This is a genomic window from Pseudomonas sp. NBRC 111139, assembly GCF_001753955.1.
Taxonomy (GTDB): Bacteria; Pseudomonadota; Gammaproteobacteria; order Pseudomonadales; family Pseudomonadaceae; genus Aquipseudomonas; species Aquipseudomonas alloputida.
The window spans coordinates 1-19,409 of sequence record NZ_BCBP01000067.1 but is presented as its reverse complement, the minus strand read 5'-3'; the positions used below and the strand labels follow the sequence as shown (position 1 = coordinate 19,409).

At 63.1% G+C, this 19,409-nt stretch carries 16 protein-coding genes and 1 pseudogene; 4 read left to right on the top strand and 13 right to left on the bottom strand.

Annotated elements, in window-relative coordinates; all coding sequences use genetic code 11:
* Positions 1 to 57 precede the first annotated feature (57 nt).
* The 3 genes from preA to hydA all read right to left on the bottom strand — a co-directional run bounded on the left by preA (position 58) and on the right by hydA (position 4,322).
* Positions 58 to 1,332 carry an NAD-dependent dihydropyrimidine dehydrogenase subunit PreA gene (preA, locus tag BJQ17_RS23955; protein WP_003251268.1) on the bottom strand — a complete coding sequence of 425 codons (1,275 nt, stop codon included), beginning with the start codon at positions 1,330 to 1,332 and terminating at the stop codon, positions 58 to 60.
* On the bottom strand, positions 1,333 to 2,700 hold the full coding sequence (locus BJQ17_RS23950) for an NAD(P)-dependent oxidoreductase (RefSeq protein WP_070096756.1): 1,368 nt from the start codon (positions 2,698 to 2,700) through the stop codon (positions 1,333 to 1,335).
* Between the two features lie 182 nt (positions 2,701 to 2,882).
* Positions 2,883 to 4,322: a dihydropyrimidinase gene (gene hydA / locus BJQ17_RS23945; protein WP_070096755.1), complete on the bottom strand. Its 1,440-nt coding sequence runs from the start codon at positions 4,320 to 4,322 to the stop codon at positions 2,883 to 2,885.
* 343 nt (positions 4,323 to 4,665) lie between these two features.
* Here hydA and BJQ17_RS23940 point away from each other — a divergent pair, with 343 nt between their 5' ends.
* Complete coding sequence (locus BJQ17_RS23940) at positions 4,666 to 6,156, top strand: NCS1 family nucleobase:cation symporter-1 (RefSeq protein ID WP_047604814.1); 1,491 nt, start codon at positions 4,666 to 4,668, stop codon at positions 6,154 to 6,156.
* A gap of 49 nt (positions 6,157 to 6,205) precedes the next feature.
* Positions 6,206 to 7,489 (top strand): Zn-dependent hydrolase, encoded by a 1,284-nt coding sequence (locus tag BJQ17_RS23935; protein WP_060546239.1) that lies wholly within the window; start codon positions 6,206 to 6,208, stop codon positions 7,487 to 7,489.
* On the opposite strand, the gene BJQ17_RS23930 is transcribed toward BJQ17_RS23935, so the two are convergent.
* From BJQ17_RS23930 to nhaB, 3 genes are all read right to left on the bottom strand, one after another.
* The gene (locus tag BJQ17_RS23930) at positions 7,486 to 8,445 is read right to left on the bottom strand and encodes a ribonuclease Z (RefSeq protein ID WP_070096754.1); all 960 of its coding nucleotides are present in this window, start codon (positions 8,443 to 8,445) and stop codon (positions 7,486 to 7,488) included. The genes BJQ17_RS23935 and BJQ17_RS23930 overlap by 4 nt on opposite strands.
* Before the next feature lie 87 nt (positions 8,446 to 8,532).
* Positions 8,533 to 9,078, bottom strand: coding sequence for a lipocalin family protein (locus tag BJQ17_RS23925; protein ID WP_003251256.1), 546 nt, complete (start codon positions 9,076 to 9,078; stop codon positions 8,533 to 8,535).
* A gap of 146 nt (positions 9,079 to 9,224) precedes the next feature.
* Entirely contained in the window at positions 9,225 to 10,727 is a 1,503-nt protein-coding gene (gene nhaB, locus BJQ17_RS23920; RefSeq protein WP_003251254.1) for a sodium/proton antiporter NhaB, read from the bottom strand.
* Positions 10,728 to 10,877: 150 nt separating this feature from the next.
* Between nhaB and BJQ17_RS23915 the strand changes: the two genes are divergently transcribed.
* A complete protein-coding gene (locus BJQ17_RS23915) occupies positions 10,878 to 11,690 on the top strand; it encodes a crotonase/enoyl-CoA hydratase family protein (protein ID WP_054888875.1) in 813 nt (270 codons plus the stop codon).
* Between the two features lie 36 nt (positions 11,691 to 11,726).
* A complete protein-coding gene (nudC, locus tag BJQ17_RS23910; RefSeq protein ID WP_003251250.1) occupies positions 11,727 to 12,557 on the top strand; it encodes an NAD(+) diphosphatase in 831 nt (276 codons plus the stop codon).
* A 9-nt stretch (positions 12,558 to 12,566) separates the two neighbouring features.
* On the opposite strand, the pseudogene BJQ17_RS32640 reads toward nudC, so the two are convergent.
* From BJQ17_RS32640 to BJQ17_RS23885, 7 genes and pseudogenes are all read right to left on the bottom strand, one after another.
* Positions 12,567 to 12,716 (bottom strand): annotated as a pseudogene (locus BJQ17_RS32640) (hypothetical protein); the annotation flags it as partial.
* Between the two features lie 14 nt (positions 12,717 to 12,730).
* The gene (locus BJQ17_RS30430) at positions 12,731 to 13,498 is read right to left on the bottom strand and encodes an RHS repeat-associated core domain-containing protein (RefSeq protein ID WP_003251246.1); all 768 of its coding nucleotides are present in this window, start codon (positions 13,496 to 13,498) and stop codon (positions 12,731 to 12,733) included.
* A 111-nt stretch (positions 13,499 to 13,609) separates the two neighbouring features.
* Positions 13,610 to 14,389, bottom strand: coding sequence for a TSUP family transporter (locus tag BJQ17_RS23905; RefSeq protein ID WP_003251244.1), 780 nt, complete (start codon positions 14,387 to 14,389; stop codon positions 13,610 to 13,612).
* Between the two features lie 168 nt (positions 14,390 to 14,557).
* The gene (locus BJQ17_RS23900) at positions 14,558 to 15,388 is read right to left on the bottom strand and encodes an alpha/beta fold hydrolase (protein WP_003251242.1); all 831 of its coding nucleotides are present in this window, start codon (positions 15,386 to 15,388) and stop codon (positions 14,558 to 14,560) included.
* A 173-nt stretch (positions 15,389 to 15,561) separates the two neighbouring features.
* The gene (locus BJQ17_RS23895) at positions 15,562 to 16,851 is read right to left on the bottom strand and encodes an FAD-binding oxidoreductase (protein WP_070096753.1); all 1,290 of its coding nucleotides are present in this window, start codon (positions 16,849 to 16,851) and stop codon (positions 15,562 to 15,564) included.
* A gap of 145 nt (positions 16,852 to 16,996) precedes the next feature.
* Complete coding sequence (locus BJQ17_RS23890; protein WP_070096752.1) at positions 16,997 to 18,961, bottom strand: DNA topoisomerase III; 1,965 nt, start codon at positions 18,959 to 18,961, stop codon at positions 16,997 to 16,999.
* A 209-nt stretch (positions 18,962 to 19,170) separates the two neighbouring features.
* Positions 19,171 to 19,409 (bottom strand): GNAT family N-acetyltransferase (locus tag BJQ17_RS23885; RefSeq protein ID WP_139139813.1); only part of this gene is annotated, 239 nt, incomplete at its 5' end.

Below are 19,409 nucleotides of genomic sequence, written 5' to 3'. Positions count from 1 at the left end.
CGCGACACAAGGCCGCTCCCACAGGGGCCGCGTCAGCTGTTCAGGCGGTGACCCGCTTCAACTGGCCTCACGGTAGGGGTTACGCGGATCCTGCGTCCAGTTCAGGTACGGCTTGCCGGTGTCCTGCGCCTCCATTTCGATGCAGTTTTCCACCGGGCAGGTGATCTGGCACAGGTTGCAGCCTACGCATTCCTCTTCGATCACACTGTAGGCATGCGTGCCGTCAGCCTTCAGCGTGCTGGCAATCGCCTGGTGCGAGGTGTCCTCGCACGCAATGTGGCAGCGCCCGCAGCCAATGCACGCCTCCTGGTCAATGTGCGCGACCGACTTGTAGTTGATGTCCAGGTATTTCCAGTCGGTGGTATGCCCCACCGCCTGCCCGCGAAACGCTTCGATAGTGGGGTGCCCATGCTGGTCCATCCAGCGTGCCAGGCCGTCCTGCATGTCCTCGACGATACGGAAGCCATGCAGCATCGCCGCCGTGCACACCTGCACGGCGCCACTGCCCAGGGCCATGAACTCGGCGGCGTCACGCCAGTTGCCGATGCCGCCAATGCCACAAATCGGCAAGCCCCGCGTTTCCGGGTCGCGGGCGATTTCCGCCACCATGTTCAAGGCGATCGGCTTCACTGCCGAACCGCAGTAACCGCCATGGGTGCTCTGGTCTCCGACAATCGGGTGGGCCACCATGCGGTCCAGGTCGACGCTGGTGATGGAGTTGATGGTGTTGATCAACGACACCGCATCGGCCCCGCCCCGGTGCGCGGCGCGGGCCGACTGGCGGATATCGGTGATGTTCGGCGTAAGCTTCACGATCACCGGCAGCGCGCAGTACGTCTTGCACCAGCGGGTGACCATTTCCACATATTCCGGCACCTGGCCGACGGCCGCCCCCATGCCGCGTTCCGGCATACCGTGCGGGCAACCGAAGTTCAGCTCGATGCCATCGGCACCGGTGGCTTCCACCAGCGGCAGGATGAACTTCCACGACTCCTCTATGCACGGCACCATCAGCGAGACGATCAATGCGCGGTCGGGCCAGTCCTTCTTCACCTGGGTGATTTCACGCAGGTTGATGTCCAGTGAGCGGTCGGTGATCAACTCGATATTGTTGATCCCCTGTACCTGACGGTTGGGGCCATAGTGCGCCGAGTAGCGCGACGACACGTTGACCGCCGCAGGGTCTTCGCCCAGGGTCTTCCAGACCACGCCGCCCCAGCCGGCCTCGAAGGCGCGGACCACGTTGTAGGCCTTGTCGGTTGGCGGTGCGGAGGCCAGCCAGAAGGGGTTGGGTGCCTTGATGCCGGCAAATACGATAGACAAGTCGGCCATTTACGCTGCCTCCACGTTGAGCATGAGTTGGGCATGGATGGCTTCGGCGGCCAGCTTGCCGTGTTGCACGGCCTGCACGGTAAGGTCCTGCCCCAGTGCGGTGCAGTCGCCGCCTGCGTACACGCCCGGCAGGCTGGTCTGCAGGTTTTCGTCCACGCGGATGCGCTCACCCTCGCGGGCCAGTTGCGCAGCCACCGGGTCGGCGAGGCTGGCATCGTCGAAGCGCTGGCCAATGGCCTTGAAGATGGCGTCCGCAGCCAGCTCGAAGGTTTCGCCGGTATCGCGCAGGCGGCCTTCCGCCAGCTCGGTGCGGGCAAAGCGCATGCCGCGGACCCTGCCGGCGTCATCCAGCAGCACGGCATCAGGGCGGGCCCAGGTGTGCAGGCGTACCTGGTTGGCCTTGGCAATGTCCTGCTCGTGGCCGGTAGCGCCCATGTCGGCGTGGCCACGGCGGTACACCAGGTTGACGTCGCGGGCCCCCAGACGGCTCATCTGCACAGCCATGTCGATGGCCGTGTTGCCAGCACCGATCACCAGGCAGCGGTCGGCCAACGGTAGCTGGCTCAGGTCATCGGCCTGGCGTAGCTCACGGATGTACTCGGTGGCGGCGAGCACGCCGGGTGCTTCCTCGTCGGGCAGCCCTAGCTGGCGCACGGCATTCAGGCCGAGGCCCAGGAACACCGCGTCGTACTGATCGCGCAGTTCGCCCAGGCTGAGGTTGCCACCCAGGCGCTGGCCATGGCGGACTTCGATACCGCCAATGCCCAACAAGAAATCCACTTCACGCTGGGCATAGTCGTCTACCAGCTTGTAGCGGGCGATGCCGTACTCGTTGAGGCCACCGGCTTTGTCGCAGGCCTCGAACACCACCACGTCATGCCCGTGCATGGCCAGGCGGTGGGCGCAGGACAGCCCTGCCGGGCCGGCGCCCACCACGGCGATACGCTTGCCGGTGGCTGCCGAGCGCTTGAACGGGTGTGCGCTGAACTGGGCGTTGTCCAGGGCGTAACGCTGCAACTGGCCGATCAGCACCGGCGCGCATTCCTGGGCATTGTTGCGCACGCAGGCTTGCTGGCAGAGGATTTCGGTGGGGCACACGCGGGCGCAACTACCGCCCAGAATGTTGGCCGAAAGAATGCGCTCGGCGGCGCCTTGCAGGTTTTCGTCACTGATGCGATGTATGAACGAGGGGATGTCGATCTCGCTAGGGCAAGCGTTGACGCAGGGGGCGTCGTAGCAGTACAGGCAGCGTGCACTTTCCAGGGCGGCCTGGCGCGCGGTGAGGGGTGGGGCCAGGTCGCTGAAGCGCTCGGCCAACTGGTCGGCGCCGGCCCGGGGGCGCGGCAAATGGTTCAGGGCGTTGGTCACGGTTGTAGCCTCTCTATTTTTTTTGGTGCAGGCGACAGGTACTGCGGTCGATTCTGGGGCCGCTCCCACAGGCGATCGCGGTCCTTGTGGGAGCAACTGTCTTGCTCAATTTCTAAAAGCTGGCGCGATCCCTGTGGGAGCGGCCTTGCGTCGCGATGGGCTGCACAGCAGCCCCAATGGCTTCAGCGCTGAACAGGCATCGGCCGCTGATGCTCGGCCCGGCGCCCCAGCACCTCATACACCGACGGGTACGCCGGCCGTTCCACATACCGCCCCGCGCCCGGCTCGGCGCGCAGGTCGCCATCGGCCCAGAGCACCTTGCCCTGGCTGATGGTGTGGCTTGGGATGCCGCGCACGGTGCGGCCTTCGAAGATGTTGAAGTCCACCTGCTGGTGGTGGGTTTTGGCGGAGATGGTGCGGGTGCCCTGCGGGTCCCACAGCACCAGGTCGGCATCGGCACCCACGCGGATAGCGCCCTTGCGCGGGAACAGGTTGAAGATTTTCGCCGTGTTGGTAGAGGTCAGCGCGACGAATTCGTGCATCGACAGACGCCCGCTGTTGACCCCGGCATCCCACAGTACTGCCATGCGGTCTTCGATGCCGGCGGTGCCGTTGGGGATGCGGCTGAAGTCGTCGCGGCCCATGGCTTTCTGCTCGGCGCAGAAGCAGCAGTGGTCGGTGGCGGTGGTGTGCAGGTTGCCCGACTGCAAGCCGCGCCACAGCGCCTCCTGGTGCTCGCGTGGGCGGAACGGCGGGCTCATCACATAACCGGCGGCGGTGGCCCAGTCCGGGTCACGGTAGACACTGTCGTCCAGCAGCAGGTGACCGGGCAGCACCTCGCCATACACCGGCTGGCCCTTGCCTCGGGCATAGGTGATTTCATCCAGTGCCTCGCGGCTGGAAATGTGCACCAGGTACAACGGTGTGCCGAGGGTTTCGGCAATGCGGATGGCGCGGCTGGCCGCTTCACCTTCAACCTGCGAGGGGCGCGACAGCGGGTGGGCTTCCGGCCCGGTCATGCCCTGGGCGAGCAGTTTTTTCTGCAAGTGGTACACCAGCTCGCCGTTTTCGGCATGCACGGTGGGCACCGCACCCAGTTGCAGGCAACGCTCGAAGCTGGCCACCAGGGTATCGTCGGCGGCCATGATTGCATTTTTGTAGGCCATGAAATGCTTGAAGCTGTTCACCCCGTGCTTGGCCACCAGCTCGCCCATCTCTTCGGCCACCTGCTCGCTCCACCAGGTGATGGCGACGTGGAAGCCATAGTCGCTGGCGCTTTTCTGCGCCCAGCCACGCCAGGTGTGGAAGGCCTCCAGCAACGACTGCTGCGGGTTGGGAATGACGAAGTCGATGATCGAGGTGGTGCCGCCAGCCAGGCCCGCAGCGGTGCCGCTGAAGAAGTCCTCACTGGCCACCGTGCCCATGAACGGCAACTGCATGTGGGTGTGAGGGTCGATGCCGCCGGGCATCAGGTACTGGCCGCTGCCGTCGAGGATCTCGCAGTCGGTGGGCGGTTCGAGGTTTTGCCCGATGGCACGGATCAGGCCATCGGCACACAGGACATCGGCGGGATATCGCTCTTCGTGGGTAACCACGGTGGCGCCACGGATCAACAGGGACATGCCGTTTTCCTCGCAGGCTGACCGGTCTTGGCCGGTTCTTTGCATTGTCATGGATGCCAGGGCGGGCAGGGCGGTCAATCCTGTCAGGCCTGACAAGATTCGAGGCTAGATGCTGATTCTGGATTCAGCAAGAAAATTTTCCCATTAAATTTGTGGTTTTTAAGTTGTTGATAAAAAAAGGAAAAAATTAACGCGCGAATGGGCGACGGGGTTTTCAGGGTATTTGACTAACTTGACAAGATGAAAATCTGGTCGAGATTTCTAAGCACAATTCCGCGTGCGAACTCCGGTCATCGAATCAGCCTGATGAGCGAAAAATAGAAGAAAAACTGGAGAAGGGCCTATGCAACAGAGCAGATCGGAAGTGGTCGAGCAAGATGGCCTGTTCGAGCTGTCCGAGGGCAGCGATGTTCTCGACAGCCCGCGCTACAACCCCGACATAGCACCGACCAAGGTGCACCAGCGCACCTGGAACAAATGGCACATCACCGCCCTGTGGGTGGGGATGTCCATCTGCGTACCCACCTACACCCTCGGCGGTGTCCTTACCGCCTACTTCGGCCTCAGTGTTGGCGAAGCGCTGCTGGCGATCCTGCTGGCCAACGTTATCGTGCTGATACCGCTTACCCTCAATGCCTTTCCCGGTACCAAGTACGGCATCCCGTTTCCGGTGCTGCTGCGTTCGTCGTTCGGCATTCTTGGCTCCAACGTACCGTGCCTGATCCGCGCGGTGGTTGCCTGTGGGTGGTTCGGTATTCAGACCATGTTCGGCGGGCTGGCCATTCACCTGTTCCTGGGGTCGGTGTTCGACGGCTGGAAGGCGCTGGGCGGGACAGGCGAGGTGATTGGCTTCATGATCTTCTGGTGCCTGAACCTGTGGGTGGTGCTGCGCGGCGCCGAGTCGATCAAGTGGCTGGAAACGCTGTCGGCACCGCTGCTGGTGGCAGTGGGCGTCGGTCTGCTGTTCTGGGCCTTGCCGCACATGTCGATGACCGAACTGTTGGCACAGCCGCCCAAGCGCCCAGAAGGGGCGAGCGTGGTCAGTTACTTCTGCGCCGGGCTTACGGCCATGGTCGGCTTCTGGGCCACACTGTCTCTGAACATTCCCGACTTCAGCCGCTACGCCCGCAGCCAGAAGGACCAGATTCTCGGGCAGATCTTCGGCTTGCCGCTGACCATGTTCCTGTTCGCTGCGCTGGGTGTGGTGCTGACCGCCGCTTCGGCGTCGCTGGTGGGCGAGACGGTGTCCGACCCGGTCACCCTGATCGGCAAGATTCAAAGCCCGTTCTGGGTGGCCCTGGCCATGGCGCTGATCGTGATTGCCACGCTGTCGACCAACACCGCGGCGAACATCGTGTCGCCCACCAATGACTTCCAGAACATTGCCCCACGCCTGATCGGCCGAAGCCGCGCGGTATGGCTGACCGGCTTTATCGGCCTGGCGCTGATGGGGCATGAACTGCTGAAGAAACTGGGCCTGATTGTCTCCGACCTTAGCCTGGAGAGCGTGTATTCCAACTGGCTGCTGGGCTATTCCAGCTTGTTGGGGCCCATTGCCGGCATCATGGTGGTGGACTACTTCCTGATCCGGCGGCAGAAGCTGGACCTGGCCGGGCTATACCGCGACGACGTGTATCCCGCGTGGAACTGGGCCGGTTTTGCCGCCTTCGCCTTGCCAGTAGGGCTGACGGTAATGGCGATTGGCAACAGCAGTTTCAGCTGGTTCTACGACTATGGCTGGTTCACCGGCTCGTTGCTGGGCGGTGCACTGTACGCCGCGCTTGGCGGTTTGGCGGCACGCAACCCGGTGCGGTTGGTCAAACCCTTGCCTTGAGGCCTCGAAGAGGCCCGTACAAACAATAAGAAGCCTGAAGGAGAAGCCCGTGACCCCCGTCAAAGAGATCCTGAAGACCAACGCCCGTCACGTCGACAGCACCCGCCTGTGGCAGTCGCTGATGGACCTGGCCCGGCTCGGCGCCACTGCCAAGGGCGGTGTCTGCCGCCTGGCCTTGACCGACCTCGACCGCCAGGCCCGCGATCTGTTCGTGCAGTGGTGCGAGGCGGCCGGTTGCTCGGTCAGCATCGACGCTGTCGGCAACATATTCGCCCGCCGTCCGGGCCGTAACCCCAAGCTGCCGCCGGTGATGACCGGTAGCCATATCGACACCCAGCCCACCGGCGGCAAGTTCGATGGCTGCTTCGGGGTGATGGCCGGGCTGGAGGTGATCCGTACCCTCAACGACCTGGGCGTGGAAACCGACGCGCCGCTCGAAGTGGTGGTGTGGACCAACGAAGAAGGCTCGCGTTTTGCGCCGTGCATGATGGGTTCAGGGGTGTTCGCCGGCAAGTTCACCCTGGAAGACACCCTGGCCAAGCGCGATGCCCAGGGTGTCAGCGTTGGCGAAGCGTTGAACACCATTGGCTACGCCGGTCCGCGTGCCGTGTCGGGGCACCCGGTGGGGGCGTATTTCGAAGCGCATATCGAGCAGGGTCCTATCCTTGAGGACCAGGCCAAGACCATCGGCGTGGTCCTCGGCGCGCTGGGCCAGAAGTGGTTCGACCTGACCCTGCGCGGTGTTGAAGCCCATGCCGGCCCTACGCCGATGCACCTGCGCAAGGACGCCCTGGTGGGGGCAGCCGCTGTGGTAGAGGCGGTCAACCGCACGGCGCTTGCCCACCAGCCCCACGCTTGTGGCACGGTGGGTTGCCTTCAGGCGTACCCGGGCTCGCGTAACGTGATCCCGGGCGAAGTGCGCATGACCCTCGACTTCCGCCACCTGGAGGGCGAGCAGTTGAATGCGATGATTGCCGATGTGCGCGGGGTGATCGAGGCGACCTGTGCCAAGCATGGCCTGAGCCATGAGCTGGTGCCCACGGCAGACTTCCCGGCACTTTACTTCGACAAAGGCTGTGTCGACGCCGTACGCGAGTCGGCCAAGGCGTTGGGCCTGCCGCACATGGACATCGTCAGTGGCGCGGGGCATGACGCGATCTTCCTGGCCGAGCTGGGGCCGGCGGGGATGATTTTCGTGCCGTGCGAAAACGGCATCAGCCATAACGAGATCGAGAACGCCACGCCCGATGACCTGGCGGCGGGCTGCGCGGTGTTGTTGCGGGCGATGCTGGCAGCGTCGGAGGCAATTGCCAGCGGGCGCCTGGCGGCCTAGGCACTGGCCTCAAGACGGCCGTTACGGCCAAGGTGATAGCGCTGCAGGTCCTGCGCCAGGGTCAACTGCCCGCTGTAATGGGCGAGGGCCTCGTCGCGCACGGTGTCGATGTGCGGGCTGCGCCGTGGGTCGTTCTGGTAGCGGGCGCTGAAATGCGTCAGTACCAGGTTGCGTACGCCAGCGGCCTCGGCAAAGCGTGCCACCTCAGCGGCGGTGCTGTGGCCGAACGTGCCCCCGGTGCGTTCGACCACCGCCTGGGTGAAGGTGGCTTCGTGCACCAGTACATCCGCACCCCTGGCGACGGCTGCCAGCAGCTCTGGTTTGTCGTTGTCCCCGCACACGATCACCCGCTGGGGCGGACGCGAAGGGCGCAGGTAGTCGTTGCCGTTCAGCAGTTGCCCATTGAACGTCACGGTCAACCCCTTGGCCAGCTCGCCCCACAGCGGACCACGCGGTATGCCCTCGGCGTCCAGGCGCTGGATGTCCAGGCGTGGCTCAGGGTTGATTTCGGTGAATACGAAACCCACGCTGGGCACCCGGTGCGACAGTTGCACGGTGGTCACCTGCAGGGTCTCGCTGCGCCATGCGATCAGCTCTTCCAAGGGCAACAGGCGCAGCTCGAACGGCAGGAAGGTGTCGCTGGCAACCAGGCCCTGGCGTACCCAATCGTGCAGCGCAGCGGGCAAGATCACTTCCAGCGGCTGCGTGCGCCCGCTCATGCCCGCGCTGGCCAGCAGGCCGGGCAGGCCGAAGCAATGGTCACCATGCACGTGGGTGATGAAGATCGCGCGCAGGTCGCGGATCGAAAGCGGGGTGTGCAGCAGGCGGTGCTGGGTGCCTTCGCCGCAATCGACCAGATACCAGTGGCTGCCACTGGCTTCAATCACGGCTGTGGCGCTGACATTGCGTGCCTTGGTGGGCACCCCGGCGGAGGTGCCGAGGAACAGCAGGTCCATGCTCAGGCTCCTGTTTCAGGCCAGAAGCGGCCAAGGTGATACGGGGCGCACACCTTAGCCGGATTGCCACCCGCCGTCGACGGCCCGCTAGTTATCCTGTCGCCAGATGAGCTTGCTGGTGTCATACCCTTGCTCTCGGGCGATTGTCAGCAGTTGCTCGCGCTGCTGGTCGGTGACCGCTGGCGTGCGCGAAAGCAGCCACAGGTACTCGCGGTTGGGGTGGCCGACCAGTGCCACGCGGTAGTCCTTGTCGTGGTACAGCACCCAGTACTCGCCCTTGGTCAGGCCCGGTGCCAGGCGGCTGAACCAGTTGTCGAAGCGCACCCACAGCTTGTCGGTACTGCCCGGTTGCTGAGCCTCGGCGATGCCCTTGGCTTCATTCCACTGGCCGTCCTTTTCCTGGCAGCGGTTGGTTACATCGATACGGCCGTCCTCGCGCAAGCCATAGCGCGCCTCGGACTTCACGCAGTTACGCTGGAAGAACATCGGCAGTCGCGCCAGTTCATACCAAGTGCCCTGGTAGCGTTGCAAGTCGACCTGCTGGGTGCGCGGCGGTGCCGGGTGATCGTTGCCGGCGCAGCCGAGCAGGGCCAGGGTCATGCAGGAAAGCAGCAGTGTAGTGCGCAGCGCCATGGGTGACCTCCTTGGAGCGGATGGGGCGTACCTGTGTTTCGACGCCTGTGCGGGGAAAAAGTTGTAGGCGATATTGCCTGCGGGTAAACCCGTGCAGGAGCGGGTTTACCCGCGAAAGGGCCCGCACAGGTCCGCACAGGCCTGCCTCACAGCCAGTACGTCACCGCCCACCATCCCAACCCGCCCATCACCACGGTATAGGGCAGCGCCATCCACACCATCCGCCCATACGACAGCCGGATCAGCGGCGCAATGGCCGAGGTCAGCAGGAACAGGAACGCCGCCTGCCCGTTCGGCGTCGCCACGCTTGGCAGGTTGGTGCCGGTGTTGATCGCCACCGCCAGTGTTTCGAAATGCTCGCGGCTCATGCTGCCGTTGAGAAATGCCTGCTTCACTTCGGTGATGTAGATGGTGGCAACGAACACATTGTCGCTGATCGCCGACAGCAAACCGTTGGCCAGATACAGCATGCCCGGTTGCTGTTCGGCCGGCAGCGTCAGCACCCAGCTGATCAATGGGCTGAACAATTGTTGCTGATGAATCACCGCGACCACGGCAAAGAACACCACCAACAGCGAAGTGAATGGCATGGCGTCCTGGAAGGCACGGCCCAGGCGGTGCTCGTCGGTGATGCCGGTGAAGGCCGTGATCAGTACGATCACCATCAGGCCGATCAGGCCGACCTCGGCCACATGCAGCCCCAGGCAGATGATCAGGATCAGGGCAGCAAGCCCTTGTACCCACAGCGCGATGCGCTGGGCCTGGGTACGTGCGGCATCGTCCTCGGCGGCATAGGCAGCCAGTACCTGGCGCACTGTCTCAGGCATCAGCGTGCCGTAGCCGAACAGGCGCAGCTTCTCCAGCAACACGCAGGTCAGCAGGCCGGCACCCAGCACCGGTATCGACACGGGCGCCACCTTGAGGAAGAAGTCAGCGAAGTGCCAGCCCATCTCGTGGCCGATCAGCAGGTTCTGCGGCTCGCCCACCAGCGTGCACACGCCACCCAGGGCGGTACCCACTGCGCCGTGCATCAGCAAGCTGCGCAGGAACGCGCGGAACTGGTTCAGGTCGTCACGGTGTAACTGCGCCACTTGCTGGTCGCTGTCCAGTGCGCTGTCTTCACGCGGGTTGGCGCCGGACGCCACGCGATGGTAGACCGCATAAAAGCCGACCGCGGCGCTGATGATCACGGCCGTCACCGTCAGCGCATCGAGAAACGCCGAAAGGAATGCCGACAGTACGCAGAACAGTAGCGACAGCATGGCTTTCGAGCGCACACCCAGCAGAATGCGCGAGAACAGGAACAGCAGCAGTTCCTTCATGAAATGGATACCGGCGACCATGAACATCAGCAGCAGGATTACCGGGAAGTTGTGCTGCAGTTCTTCGTACAGTGCCTGCGGCGTGGTCATCTGCAACAGCAGGGCTTCGATCAGCAACAATCCGCCGGGCATCAGCGGGTAGCACTTCAGCGCCATGCCCAGGGTGAAGATGAACTCGATTACCAGCGCCCACCCGGCTGCAGCCGGGCCAATGGTTGCCAGCAGAAGCGGATTGAGCACCAGGAACAGGCAGATGACCGCTTTGTACCAAAGCGGCGACTGGCCCAGGAAACCGTGAGCGAGGGCGCCGGTCAGGGAGCGCGACATGAATATGTATCCTTATGATTCAGCGATGGCGCACGGTGCCGGATCATTGCGCCTTAGGCAAGGCATACAGTCCCGTTTTTGGCACAAGTACGGTCATCGGCATGAGTTAACATCCGGGCCATGAACCTTTCACCCTCAGGAGTGCCGCCCGTGACCGAGTACAGTGCATTCAAGGTCGAACTGACCGACAGCGTCGCCCATGTTCAGATCAATCGCCCAGAGAAGGTCAACGCGATGAATGCGGCCTTCTGGGAGGAAATCGTCGACATCTTCCAGTGGATCGATGACACCGATGCCGTGCGCGCGGTGGTGATCAGCGGCGCTGGCAAGCATTTTTCCGCCGGTATCGACCTGATGATGCTGGCCTCGCTGGCCGGGCAGATGGGCAAGGACGTGGGCCGCAATGCACGCTTCCTGCGCAAGACCATCCAGCGGTTGCAGGCCTCGTTCACCGCTGTGGACACGTGCCGCAAACCCGTACTGGCGGCCGTGCAAGGCTACTGCATCGGCGGCGCCATCGACCTCATCTCGGCGTGCGACATGCGCTACTGCAGCAGTGACGCGCAGTTCTCGATCAAGGAAATCGACATGGGTATGGCGGCCGATGTTGGCACATTGCAACGTTTGCCACGCATCATTGGCGACGGCATCATGCGGGAGCTGGCGTTTACCGGGCGCAATGTCGAGGCCGACGAGGCGCTGCGCATCGGCCTGGTCAACCGAGTCTATGATGATCAGGCCGCACTGATGGACGGCGTCTTTGCCATCGCCCGCGAGATTGCCGCAAAATCGCCGATCGCTGTGGCCGGCACCAAGGAAATGCTCAGCTACATGCGTGACCATCGCATCGACGATGGCCTGGACTACATTGCCACCTGGAACGCCGCAATGCTGCAGTCCGAAGACCTGCGCGTGGCTGTGGCGGCGCACATGAGCAAACAGAAACCGACGTTCGCCGACTGATCGGGCCGGGGGACGCGCAGTAAAGGAACCCCCGACATGTCAGCACGCTGGACTACTGCAGTACTCGACCCACAGATGACCGGGGGGCTGGCCGTGGCCCGCAGCCCTGAAGGGTTTCTGGTGGACGCCAACGGCGCGCTGTTCCCCCGCGACTGGCTCAAGCGCCAGGACCTCGACGTGCTGTGCGAGCACGGCATCGGTCACTTTGACGGCCAGCCGGTGTTCCTGCTGGAACTGCGCAGCGCCACTGATGTGCCTGGCTGCAGCTGGCGCGGCCTGCGTGCGTTTATGCTCGAAGGCGACTTCGACACCTACAAGGTGCTGGGCTATGCCGCACAAATCGGTACCTGGGCGCGCGAGCATCGCTTCTGCGGCAGTTGCGGCCAGGCGATGACGCAAATTCGCTGGGAGCGGGCGATGTACTGCCAGCCCTGCGACCTGCGCAGCTATCCGCGCATTTCACCCAGCATGATCGTGCTGGTGACCCGCGGTGATGAAATCCTGCTGGCGCGTTCGCCACGCTTCGTTACCGGGGTGTACAGCACCTTGGCAGGTTTTGCCGAGCCGGGTGAATCGGCCGAAGACTGCCTGGTGCGCGAAGTGCGCGAAGAAGTGGCGGTGGAGGTGCGGAACATCCAGTACGTCGGCAGCCAGTGCTGGCCGTTCCCGCATTCGATGATGCTGGGTTTCCATGCCGAGTATGCGGGGGGCGAGATTGTCATGCAGCCGGACGAGATCGAGGACGCCAAGTGGTTCAGCGTCCACGACCTGCCGCCGCTGCCGGCCGGGCGGTCCATCGCCCGGTACCTGATCGACCTGTATGTTGCGCGGCGCCTGGGCCTTGATATCCCTGCTTTCCCGTCCTAGCTGCAGTGAGAAGTGTTCTCCGACCCTCACCGACAGGCCCTTGCACAGGCCGACGATGTAGTCCACCTGCCCGGAAATGATGAACACCGTCAGCGCCGAAATGTTGCTGACAAAGTTCATGCTACGCGCCACGTCGTTGGCGCGTACCAGGTCGATAGGTATTCAGGAAATCGTTATTCTGATAACTGGTATATGCGCGGGAAATTTGCTGTCGCTTGGGGGGAACCCCCTGCGGCACCTCTGATATTAATTGTTGGCCAAAAAGGGTTGGGGAGACCTAAGCTATCTGGGCTAGTTTCGGAATACGGCGGTGGTGGAAGACCTTGATTTTGTGAAAGAGCAGCAGCTAATTCGTGCGGGGTCAATCCAGACTGTAGTTCTGAAAGCCTGCTGCCAGTGGCTTCGATCTTAGCGGTGACATACTGTAATCGCTTTACCAGCTTTGGGAGGAGGTTATGCGATCGAAGTTGTGCTGCTTCTGGTATGTCGCGCTCAAGCTGAGCCTTTTCTGCCAGTCGTTTTGGTAGCTTTTTCGCCATTTTAACATCCCAGCCAGTTGCCTTGCTGCTGAAACGCCACCCCGAGTACTTTTGCAGTTCTGGATGGTCGTGAGCGGCTATTATCTCTGTCATCGTATAAGCAGGTTCGGGGCGACTGAACAGTTTCTTGATCCAATTCTGGCCTGAATGATCTAGCCTGTTTATTGGGTCGGCAGAGCAATAGGCGTAGGCGTTTATGCCTCCTTTGCTAAAAGGGCTTAGGCTGTCGGGAGAGAGGAACCTCATCAAATTCGGGTTATAAGTACGCTTGCCGTTTCCCAGTAGGTAGCAGCCTGTCCATAGGTCGCGAGGTGCTCCCGTGAAACCCAGTACGTAAATATTCCCTGGCTTAGCTGAGGCTCCATAGCAGGTATATTGGAAGGAAATAACCTTGCTTTGCATTTAGATATTTCCGTTGATGAGAGGCGTCATATATTTACAATTCCTTGCGCCCCCCCTCAACTGGCATAAATGATAGTACGGCTGATGGGCCTCATGATCGGGTACAAAGGTTCAGGCCTGCCCGAACCAGTGTTGCCACGCTAGGCGCACGGTCAACGCCAGCACCACGGTGATGAACACTGGGCGGATGAACTTGCTGCCGCCGCTGATCGCCGTGCGTGCGCCGAAAAAGGCGCCGACCATGACCGACAGGCCCATGCACAGGCCGACGATGTAGTCCACCTGCCCGGAAATGATGAACACCGTCAGCGCCGCGATGTTGCTGACGAAGTTCATGCTGCGCGCCACGCCGCTGGCGCGTACCAGGTCGATGGGGTACAGCAGCAGGGTACTGACCGTCCAGAACGCCCCGGTACCCGGGCCGGCTACGCCGTCGTAGAAGCCCAGGGTGAAGCCTTGCGGCACTTGCCACTTTTTCTTGATCGGTGCATCGGCATCCAGCGGCGCCTTGGGCGTGCCGCCGAACAACAGGTAGATGCCACAGGCGAAGACGATCACTGGCAGCATCTTGTTCAGCCATTCGGCTGGCATGTAATGGGCGATGACGGCGCCGAGCAACGCCCCGGTCAAGGTGGCGAACAACGCCGGGCGCCACTGCGCCGGGTGGAACAGTTTGCGTTTGTAGTAAGTGAAACCTGCAGTGGCCGAGCCGAAGGTGGAACTGAGCTTGTTGGTGCCCAGTACCAGGTGCGGTGGCATGCCGGCAGTGAGCAGGGCCGGGGTGGTGAGCAGGCCCCCGCCACCGGCGATGGCGTCGATGAAACCGGCGACGAAAGCGACCAGCGCCAGGATGAGTAGGGTTAGGGGTTCTACGGTGAGTTCGAAGGGCATGGGTTTTTGGCAGGCGGGGAGGCAAGGAGGCGGCAAAGTGCTGCACTAGAAGGGACACATGGTAATCCTGGGGAAGGTGTGTTGCCAGTGCCGGCCCTTTCGCGGGCAAGCCCGCGTAATCCCGTAGGAGCGGGTTTACCCGCGAAAGGGCCGGTACTGGCGAAAACATCAACTACGGATAAACGCCAGCAAATCCGCATTGATCACATCGGCATGGGTGGTGGGCATGCCATGCGGGTAGCCTTTGTAGGTTTTCAGCGTGCCATTGGGCAGCAGCCTGGCCGACAGTACCCCGGAATTTTCGTATGGCACGATCTGGTCATCGTCGCCGTGCATCACCAGCACCGGCTGCTGGATGCCCTTCAGGTCCTCGGTGAAATCGGTCTGGGAAAACGCCACGATGCCATCGTAATGGGCCTTTGCACTGCCGATCATGCCTTGGCGCCACCAGTTGCCGATGATGCCTTCGCTGGCTTCGACCCCTGGGCGGTTGTAGCCGTAGAACGGCCCTGTTGGCACATCCCGGTAGAACTGCGCCCGGTTGCTGGCAACCTGGGCCTGGAAACCGTCGAATACCGACTTGGGCAGGCCACCGGGGTTGCCGGGGGTTTGTACCATCAAGGGGGGGACGGCCGCGATCAGCACGGCCTTGGCCACCTTGTCTTCAGGGTGCCGGGCCATGTAGCGCACCACTTCGCCGCCGCCGGTCGAGTGGCCGACATGCACGGCGCCCTGGGTGCCCAGGTGGGCGACCACGGCGGCTACGTCGTCGGCATAGTGGTCCATGTCGTGGCCGTCCCATACCTGGCTGGAGCGGCCATGGCCCCGCCGGTCGTGGGCGACCACGCGGTAACCCTGGGCGAGGAAGAACAGCATCTGCGCGTCCCAGTCATCGGCACTGAGCGGCCAGCCGTGGTGGAAGTGGATCACCGGTGCATCGCGCGGGCCCCAGTCCTTGTAGAAAATCTGTACGCCGTCCTTCGTGGTTACATAGCTCATGGTCGTGTCTCCTGGGTGCAGGAAGCGAAGGGAGCTATTGAGAATAGGAGGGTTTTTGGCGGGTATCAGGAAGTTGTGGTGCCTGTGCGGGCCTCTTCGCGGGTGAAAGGGACCTCACAGTGTAGGAGCGGGTTCACCCGCGAAGAGGCCCGCACAGGCAATACTGATGCCCTTCAGACGCGGTCGCGCATGCGGTACCAGGCCTTTGCCGCCGCTTCCAATGGCGCAGCCAGCAGGTCGCCACCGGGGAAGCGGCCGTTGTCGATGCCTTGGTACAGCGCCAACAGGTCTTCATCGCCGAGAATGGCATCACTCACCGCCCGCGCCGCCGCCAGGGTCGGCAGTACACCATGACCGGAGAAGCCCTGCAGCCAGTAGCGCTGGCCCTCGCGGCCGACGTCCGGGGTGCGTTGCATGCTGCAATCAATATGGCCACCCCAGGCATAGTCGATGGCCACCCCGGCCAGTTGCGGGAATACCCGCTCCAGGTACGGGCGGGTGGCGCTGGCGACGTCCTTGGGAATGCCGCCCAGGTAGGTGCAGCCACCGCCGAACAGCAGGCGGTGGTCTGGGGTGAGGCGGAAGTAGTCGGGTACGAACTGGTTGTCGATCACGCAACTGTTGCGAGGTAGTAACGAATGGGCCAAGTCGGCATCCAGAGGCGCAGTGGCGACCTGGTAGGAACCGACTGGCAACAGGCGACGCGACAGGCTGCGGTCAAGGCGGTCGATGTAGGCGTTGCAGGCCAGCACCAATACCTGGCAGCGAACTTCGCCACGGTCGGTACGGGCGACATAGCCGTCGCGAGCCTGCTGGTAGCTGAGCACCTGGCTCTGTTCGTAGATTTGCCCGCCGGCAGCCTCGATGGTACTGGCCAGGCCCTGTGCCAGTTTCAGCGGGTTGAGGTGGGCACCTTTGGCGTCGTACAGCGCGGCCTGGTAGCGCGGGCTGTCGATCCATTGCGGCAACTCGTCACGGCCGATCAGGCGCAGGGCGTCGTAACCCCATTTATGCTCGGCATCATGCAGGGCCTCTTCGAGCATTTTTACCCGGCGCGGCAATACCGCAGTCCACAGGCTGCCCTGCCGGTAGTCGATGTCGAAGCCGTGGCGCTGGGGCAGTTCGCGCATCTCGTCGGCGGCCCAGCACATGCTGGCCCATAGCCGTTGGGTGCGTTCAATGCCAAGGGCCTGCTCCAGCGGCGGCATGTCGCACGACCAGCCCAGCAGCGCCTGGCCACCGTTGCGTCCGGAGGCCGCCCAGGCAACCCGGCTGGCTTCCAGCAGCGTTACGCGTTTGCCGGCCTGGGTCAGGCGCAGGGCAGTGTGCAGGCCGCTGAAACCGGCGCCGATGATCAGCACATCGGTGTCCTGAGTGCCTTGCAGGGTAGGGCGTAATGGGATGTTGGCGGGGTAGGTCTGGGCGTAGTAACTGGCGACGTGCTGGGCGGATTGTTTGAACATGCGGGATTTCCGTGAAAATTATTATGTTTATTTTCATGAAAAGTTAGCAGTTAAATTTCACGTTGCCAATGTGTTGGTCGGGGTTTGTGGTTTGCCTGTGGTTAATGTGTTGCCTGGGCTGGCCTCTTCGCGGGTGAACCCGCTCCTACAGGGGGGCTCGCTTTTTCCGCGCCTGGCGTGGCTTGCTCGGAGTTGCCTTGTTTCCGGCCGCTTTGCTTTTGCCACCTCCACCGCGACGTTTCTTCTTCCAGGGCGGGGCCGCTCCGGCCGCTGGCCCGCTGATGGTCATGCGCATGCCGCTGCAACGCTCGACCAGCTTGCCCATCCACGCCGACTGCCGGGCAACGAACTCGTCCAGGGTCATCTCGCCGCTTTGCACCATGTCCAGCGCCTGCTCCCAGATCGCCGTGGTGCCGGGATCGGCAATGGCGCGGGGAACGGCGTCGATCAGGCTGAAGGCCGCAGGTGTGGCCGACAGCGCCTTGCCGTTCTTTACCAGGTAACCGCGGTCGAGCAGACCCTGGATAATGCTGGCGCGGGTGGCCTCGGTGCCGATGCCGGTGGTTTCCTTGAGTTTCTGCTTCAGCCGAGGGTCATCCACCAGCTTGGCCACGTTTTTCATCGCCTTGATCAGGTCGCCTTCGGTAAACGGTTTGGGTGGCTGGGTCCACAGGTCTTTCAGTTGCAGGCCGTGTACGTTGCAGTCCAGGCCTTCGCGAAGCGCCGGCAGCACCTGGGCCGGTGGTGCCTCGCGGCCTTTGGCCGGGGTGAGCGCCTCGGGCAAGGCGCGGCGCCAGCCCGGCTCGACGATCTGCTTGCCCACAGCACGCAGCGCATGACCGGCGCAGTCGAAGTCGGCCTGGGTGCGGTCGTACTCATGGTTGGGCAGGAACTGCGCCAGATAGCGGGCGCGGATCAGGGTATACACGGCCTTGTGCTTGGCCGGCAGGCGCGAGGGGTCGCTGGCGGCGGCCGTGGGGATGATGCCATGGTGAGCGCTGACTTTGGCGTCGTTCCACGCCCGCGAGCGGCGTTGCGGCTCCAGGTAGGGCTGCAGCGGTGCCAGGCTGGCATCGGCCCGTTGCAGGGCGGCGAGGATGGCGGGTGCCTCGGCGTGCTGGCTTTGTGGCAAATAGCCGCAATCACTGCGCGGGTAGGTGATCAGCTTGTGTGTTTCGTACAGTGCCTGGGCAATGTCGAGGGTTTCCTGGGCGCCGAGGCCGAACTTTTTCGAGCACAGCTCCTGCAGGGTGCCAAGGTCGAAGGGCAGCGGTGCTGCTTCGCGCACACGCTCGGTCGCTACCTTTACCGCTCGGGCAGTGCCGGCATGGCCGATGTCGGTGGCGGCCCGCTGTGCCAGGTCTTGCTTCAGGCAGCGGCCTTGGTCATCACAGGCGTCTTCGGGGGCACGCCATTGGGCATTGAAGCGTTGGCCGGCCTGTTCCAGCTGGACGTCGATGGCCCAGAACGGCACCGGTACGAAGTTGGCGATGCTGCGGTCGCGGTCGACCACCAGGCGCAAGGTCGGCGTTTGCACGCGGCCTACCGGCAGCACACCCTGGTAGCCGGATTGGCGGCCAAGCAAGGTGAACAGCCGGCTCATGTTCATGCCGATCAGCCAGTCGGCGCGCGAGCGGCCCAGCGCCGAGTGGTACAGGTTGAACGTCTCGTGGCCTGGCAGCAGGCGCGCCAGGGCCTTGCGGATGGAGGCGTCATCCAGCGCCGACAGCCACAGGCGTTGCACCGGGCCTCGGTAGCGGCAGTGCTCGACCAGCTCGCGGGCAATCATTTCGCCTTCGCGGTCGGCGTCGGTGGCAATCACCAGCTCCCGCGCTTCACCGAGCAGGCGTTTGACTGCCTTGAACTGGCTGGCGGTCTTGGGCTTTACCAGCATCTTCCACTTGTCTGGAATGATCGGCAGGTCGGCCAGGTTCCAGCGCTTGTAACGTTCGTCATAGCTGTCGGGCGGGGCGGTTTCCAGCAGGTGGCCAATGCACCAGGTGACGCAGATATCGGTGCCTTGCCAGCAGCCGTCGCCTTTGCGGTTGGCGCCGAGCACTTTGGCAATGTCTTTTGCCTGGGAGGGTTTTTCACAGAGGAACAGGCGCATGGCCGGGACGCTTCATCGGGGTGGTGGGCCATAGGATGCGCAAGCGGGGGCGCAGAGGCAAGTTTTATCTGGATGGATGTACAGGTTTTTTGTCAGCGGGGATGTATATCGCCTGAGCCGGCCTCTTCGCGGGTAAACCCGCTCCTACAGGGACGCGTGGTGCTTGTAGGAGCGGGTTTACCCGCGAAGCGGCCGGCACAGGTGATGGATCAGGCGCGCGAGTCGCGCACCATGTCGACATGCGGGATGCCAGCTTCGAGGAATTCCTCGCTGACTACGCGAAAGCCCAGCCGCTCATAGAACGGCGTGGCGTGTACCTGGGCGCTGAGCATCTGCTGTTTCAGGTCGCGGTTCTGCGCTTCGACGATGACCGCATTGACCAACGCATCGCCCACCTTCAGGCCACGCCAGTCCTTGAGCACCGAGATGCGCCCGATGGTGCCGTCGG

Excerpts from the sequence above, each read along its gene's own strand:
- hydA (WP_070096755.1), bottom strand. The coding sequence starts at position 4,322 with ATGTCCCTGTTGATCCGTGGCGCCACCGTGGTTACCCACGAAGAGCGA.
- BJQ17_RS23895 (WP_070096753.1), bottom strand. The coding sequence starts at position 16,851 with ATGTTCAAACAATCCGCCCAGCACGTCGCCAGTTACTACGCCCAGACC.
- nhaB (WP_003251254.1), bottom strand. The coding sequence starts at position 10,727 with ATGTCGCGCTCCCTGACCGGCGCCCTCGCTCACGGTTTCCTGGGCCAG.
- BJQ17_RS23905 (WP_003251244.1), bottom strand. The coding sequence starts at position 14,389 with ATGCCCTTCGAACTCACCGTAGAACCCCTAACCCTACTCATCCTGGCG.
- preA (WP_003251268.1), bottom strand. The coding sequence starts at position 1,332 with ATGGCCGACTTGTCTATCGTATTTGCCGGCATCAAGGCACCCAACCCC.
- BJQ17_RS30430 (WP_003251246.1), bottom strand. The coding sequence starts at position 13,498 with ATGCAAAGCAAGGTTATTTCCTTCCAATATACCTGCTATGGAGCCTCA.
- BJQ17_RS23900 (WP_003251242.1), bottom strand. The coding sequence starts at position 15,388 with ATGAGCTATGTAACCACGAAGGACGGCGTACAGATTTTCTACAAGGAC.
- BJQ17_RS23940 (WP_047604814.1), top strand. The coding sequence starts at position 4,666 with ATGCAACAGAGCAGATCGGAAGTGGTCGAGCAAGATGGCCTGTTCGAG.
- BJQ17_RS23890 (WP_070096752.1), bottom strand. The coding sequence starts at position 18,961 with ATGCGCCTGTTCCTCTGTGAAAAACCCTCCCAGGCAAAAGACATTGCC.
- BJQ17_RS23930 (WP_070096754.1), bottom strand. The coding sequence starts at position 8,445 with ATGGACCTGCTGTTCCTCGGCACCTCCGCCGGGGTGCCCACCAAGGCA.
- nudC (WP_003251250.1), top strand. The coding sequence starts at position 11,727 with ATGTCAGCACGCTGGACTACTGCAGTACTCGACCCACAGATGACCGGG.
- BJQ17_RS23925 (WP_003251256.1), bottom strand. The coding sequence starts at position 9,078 with ATGGCGCTGCGCACTACACTGCTGCTTTCCTGCATGACCCTGGCCCTG.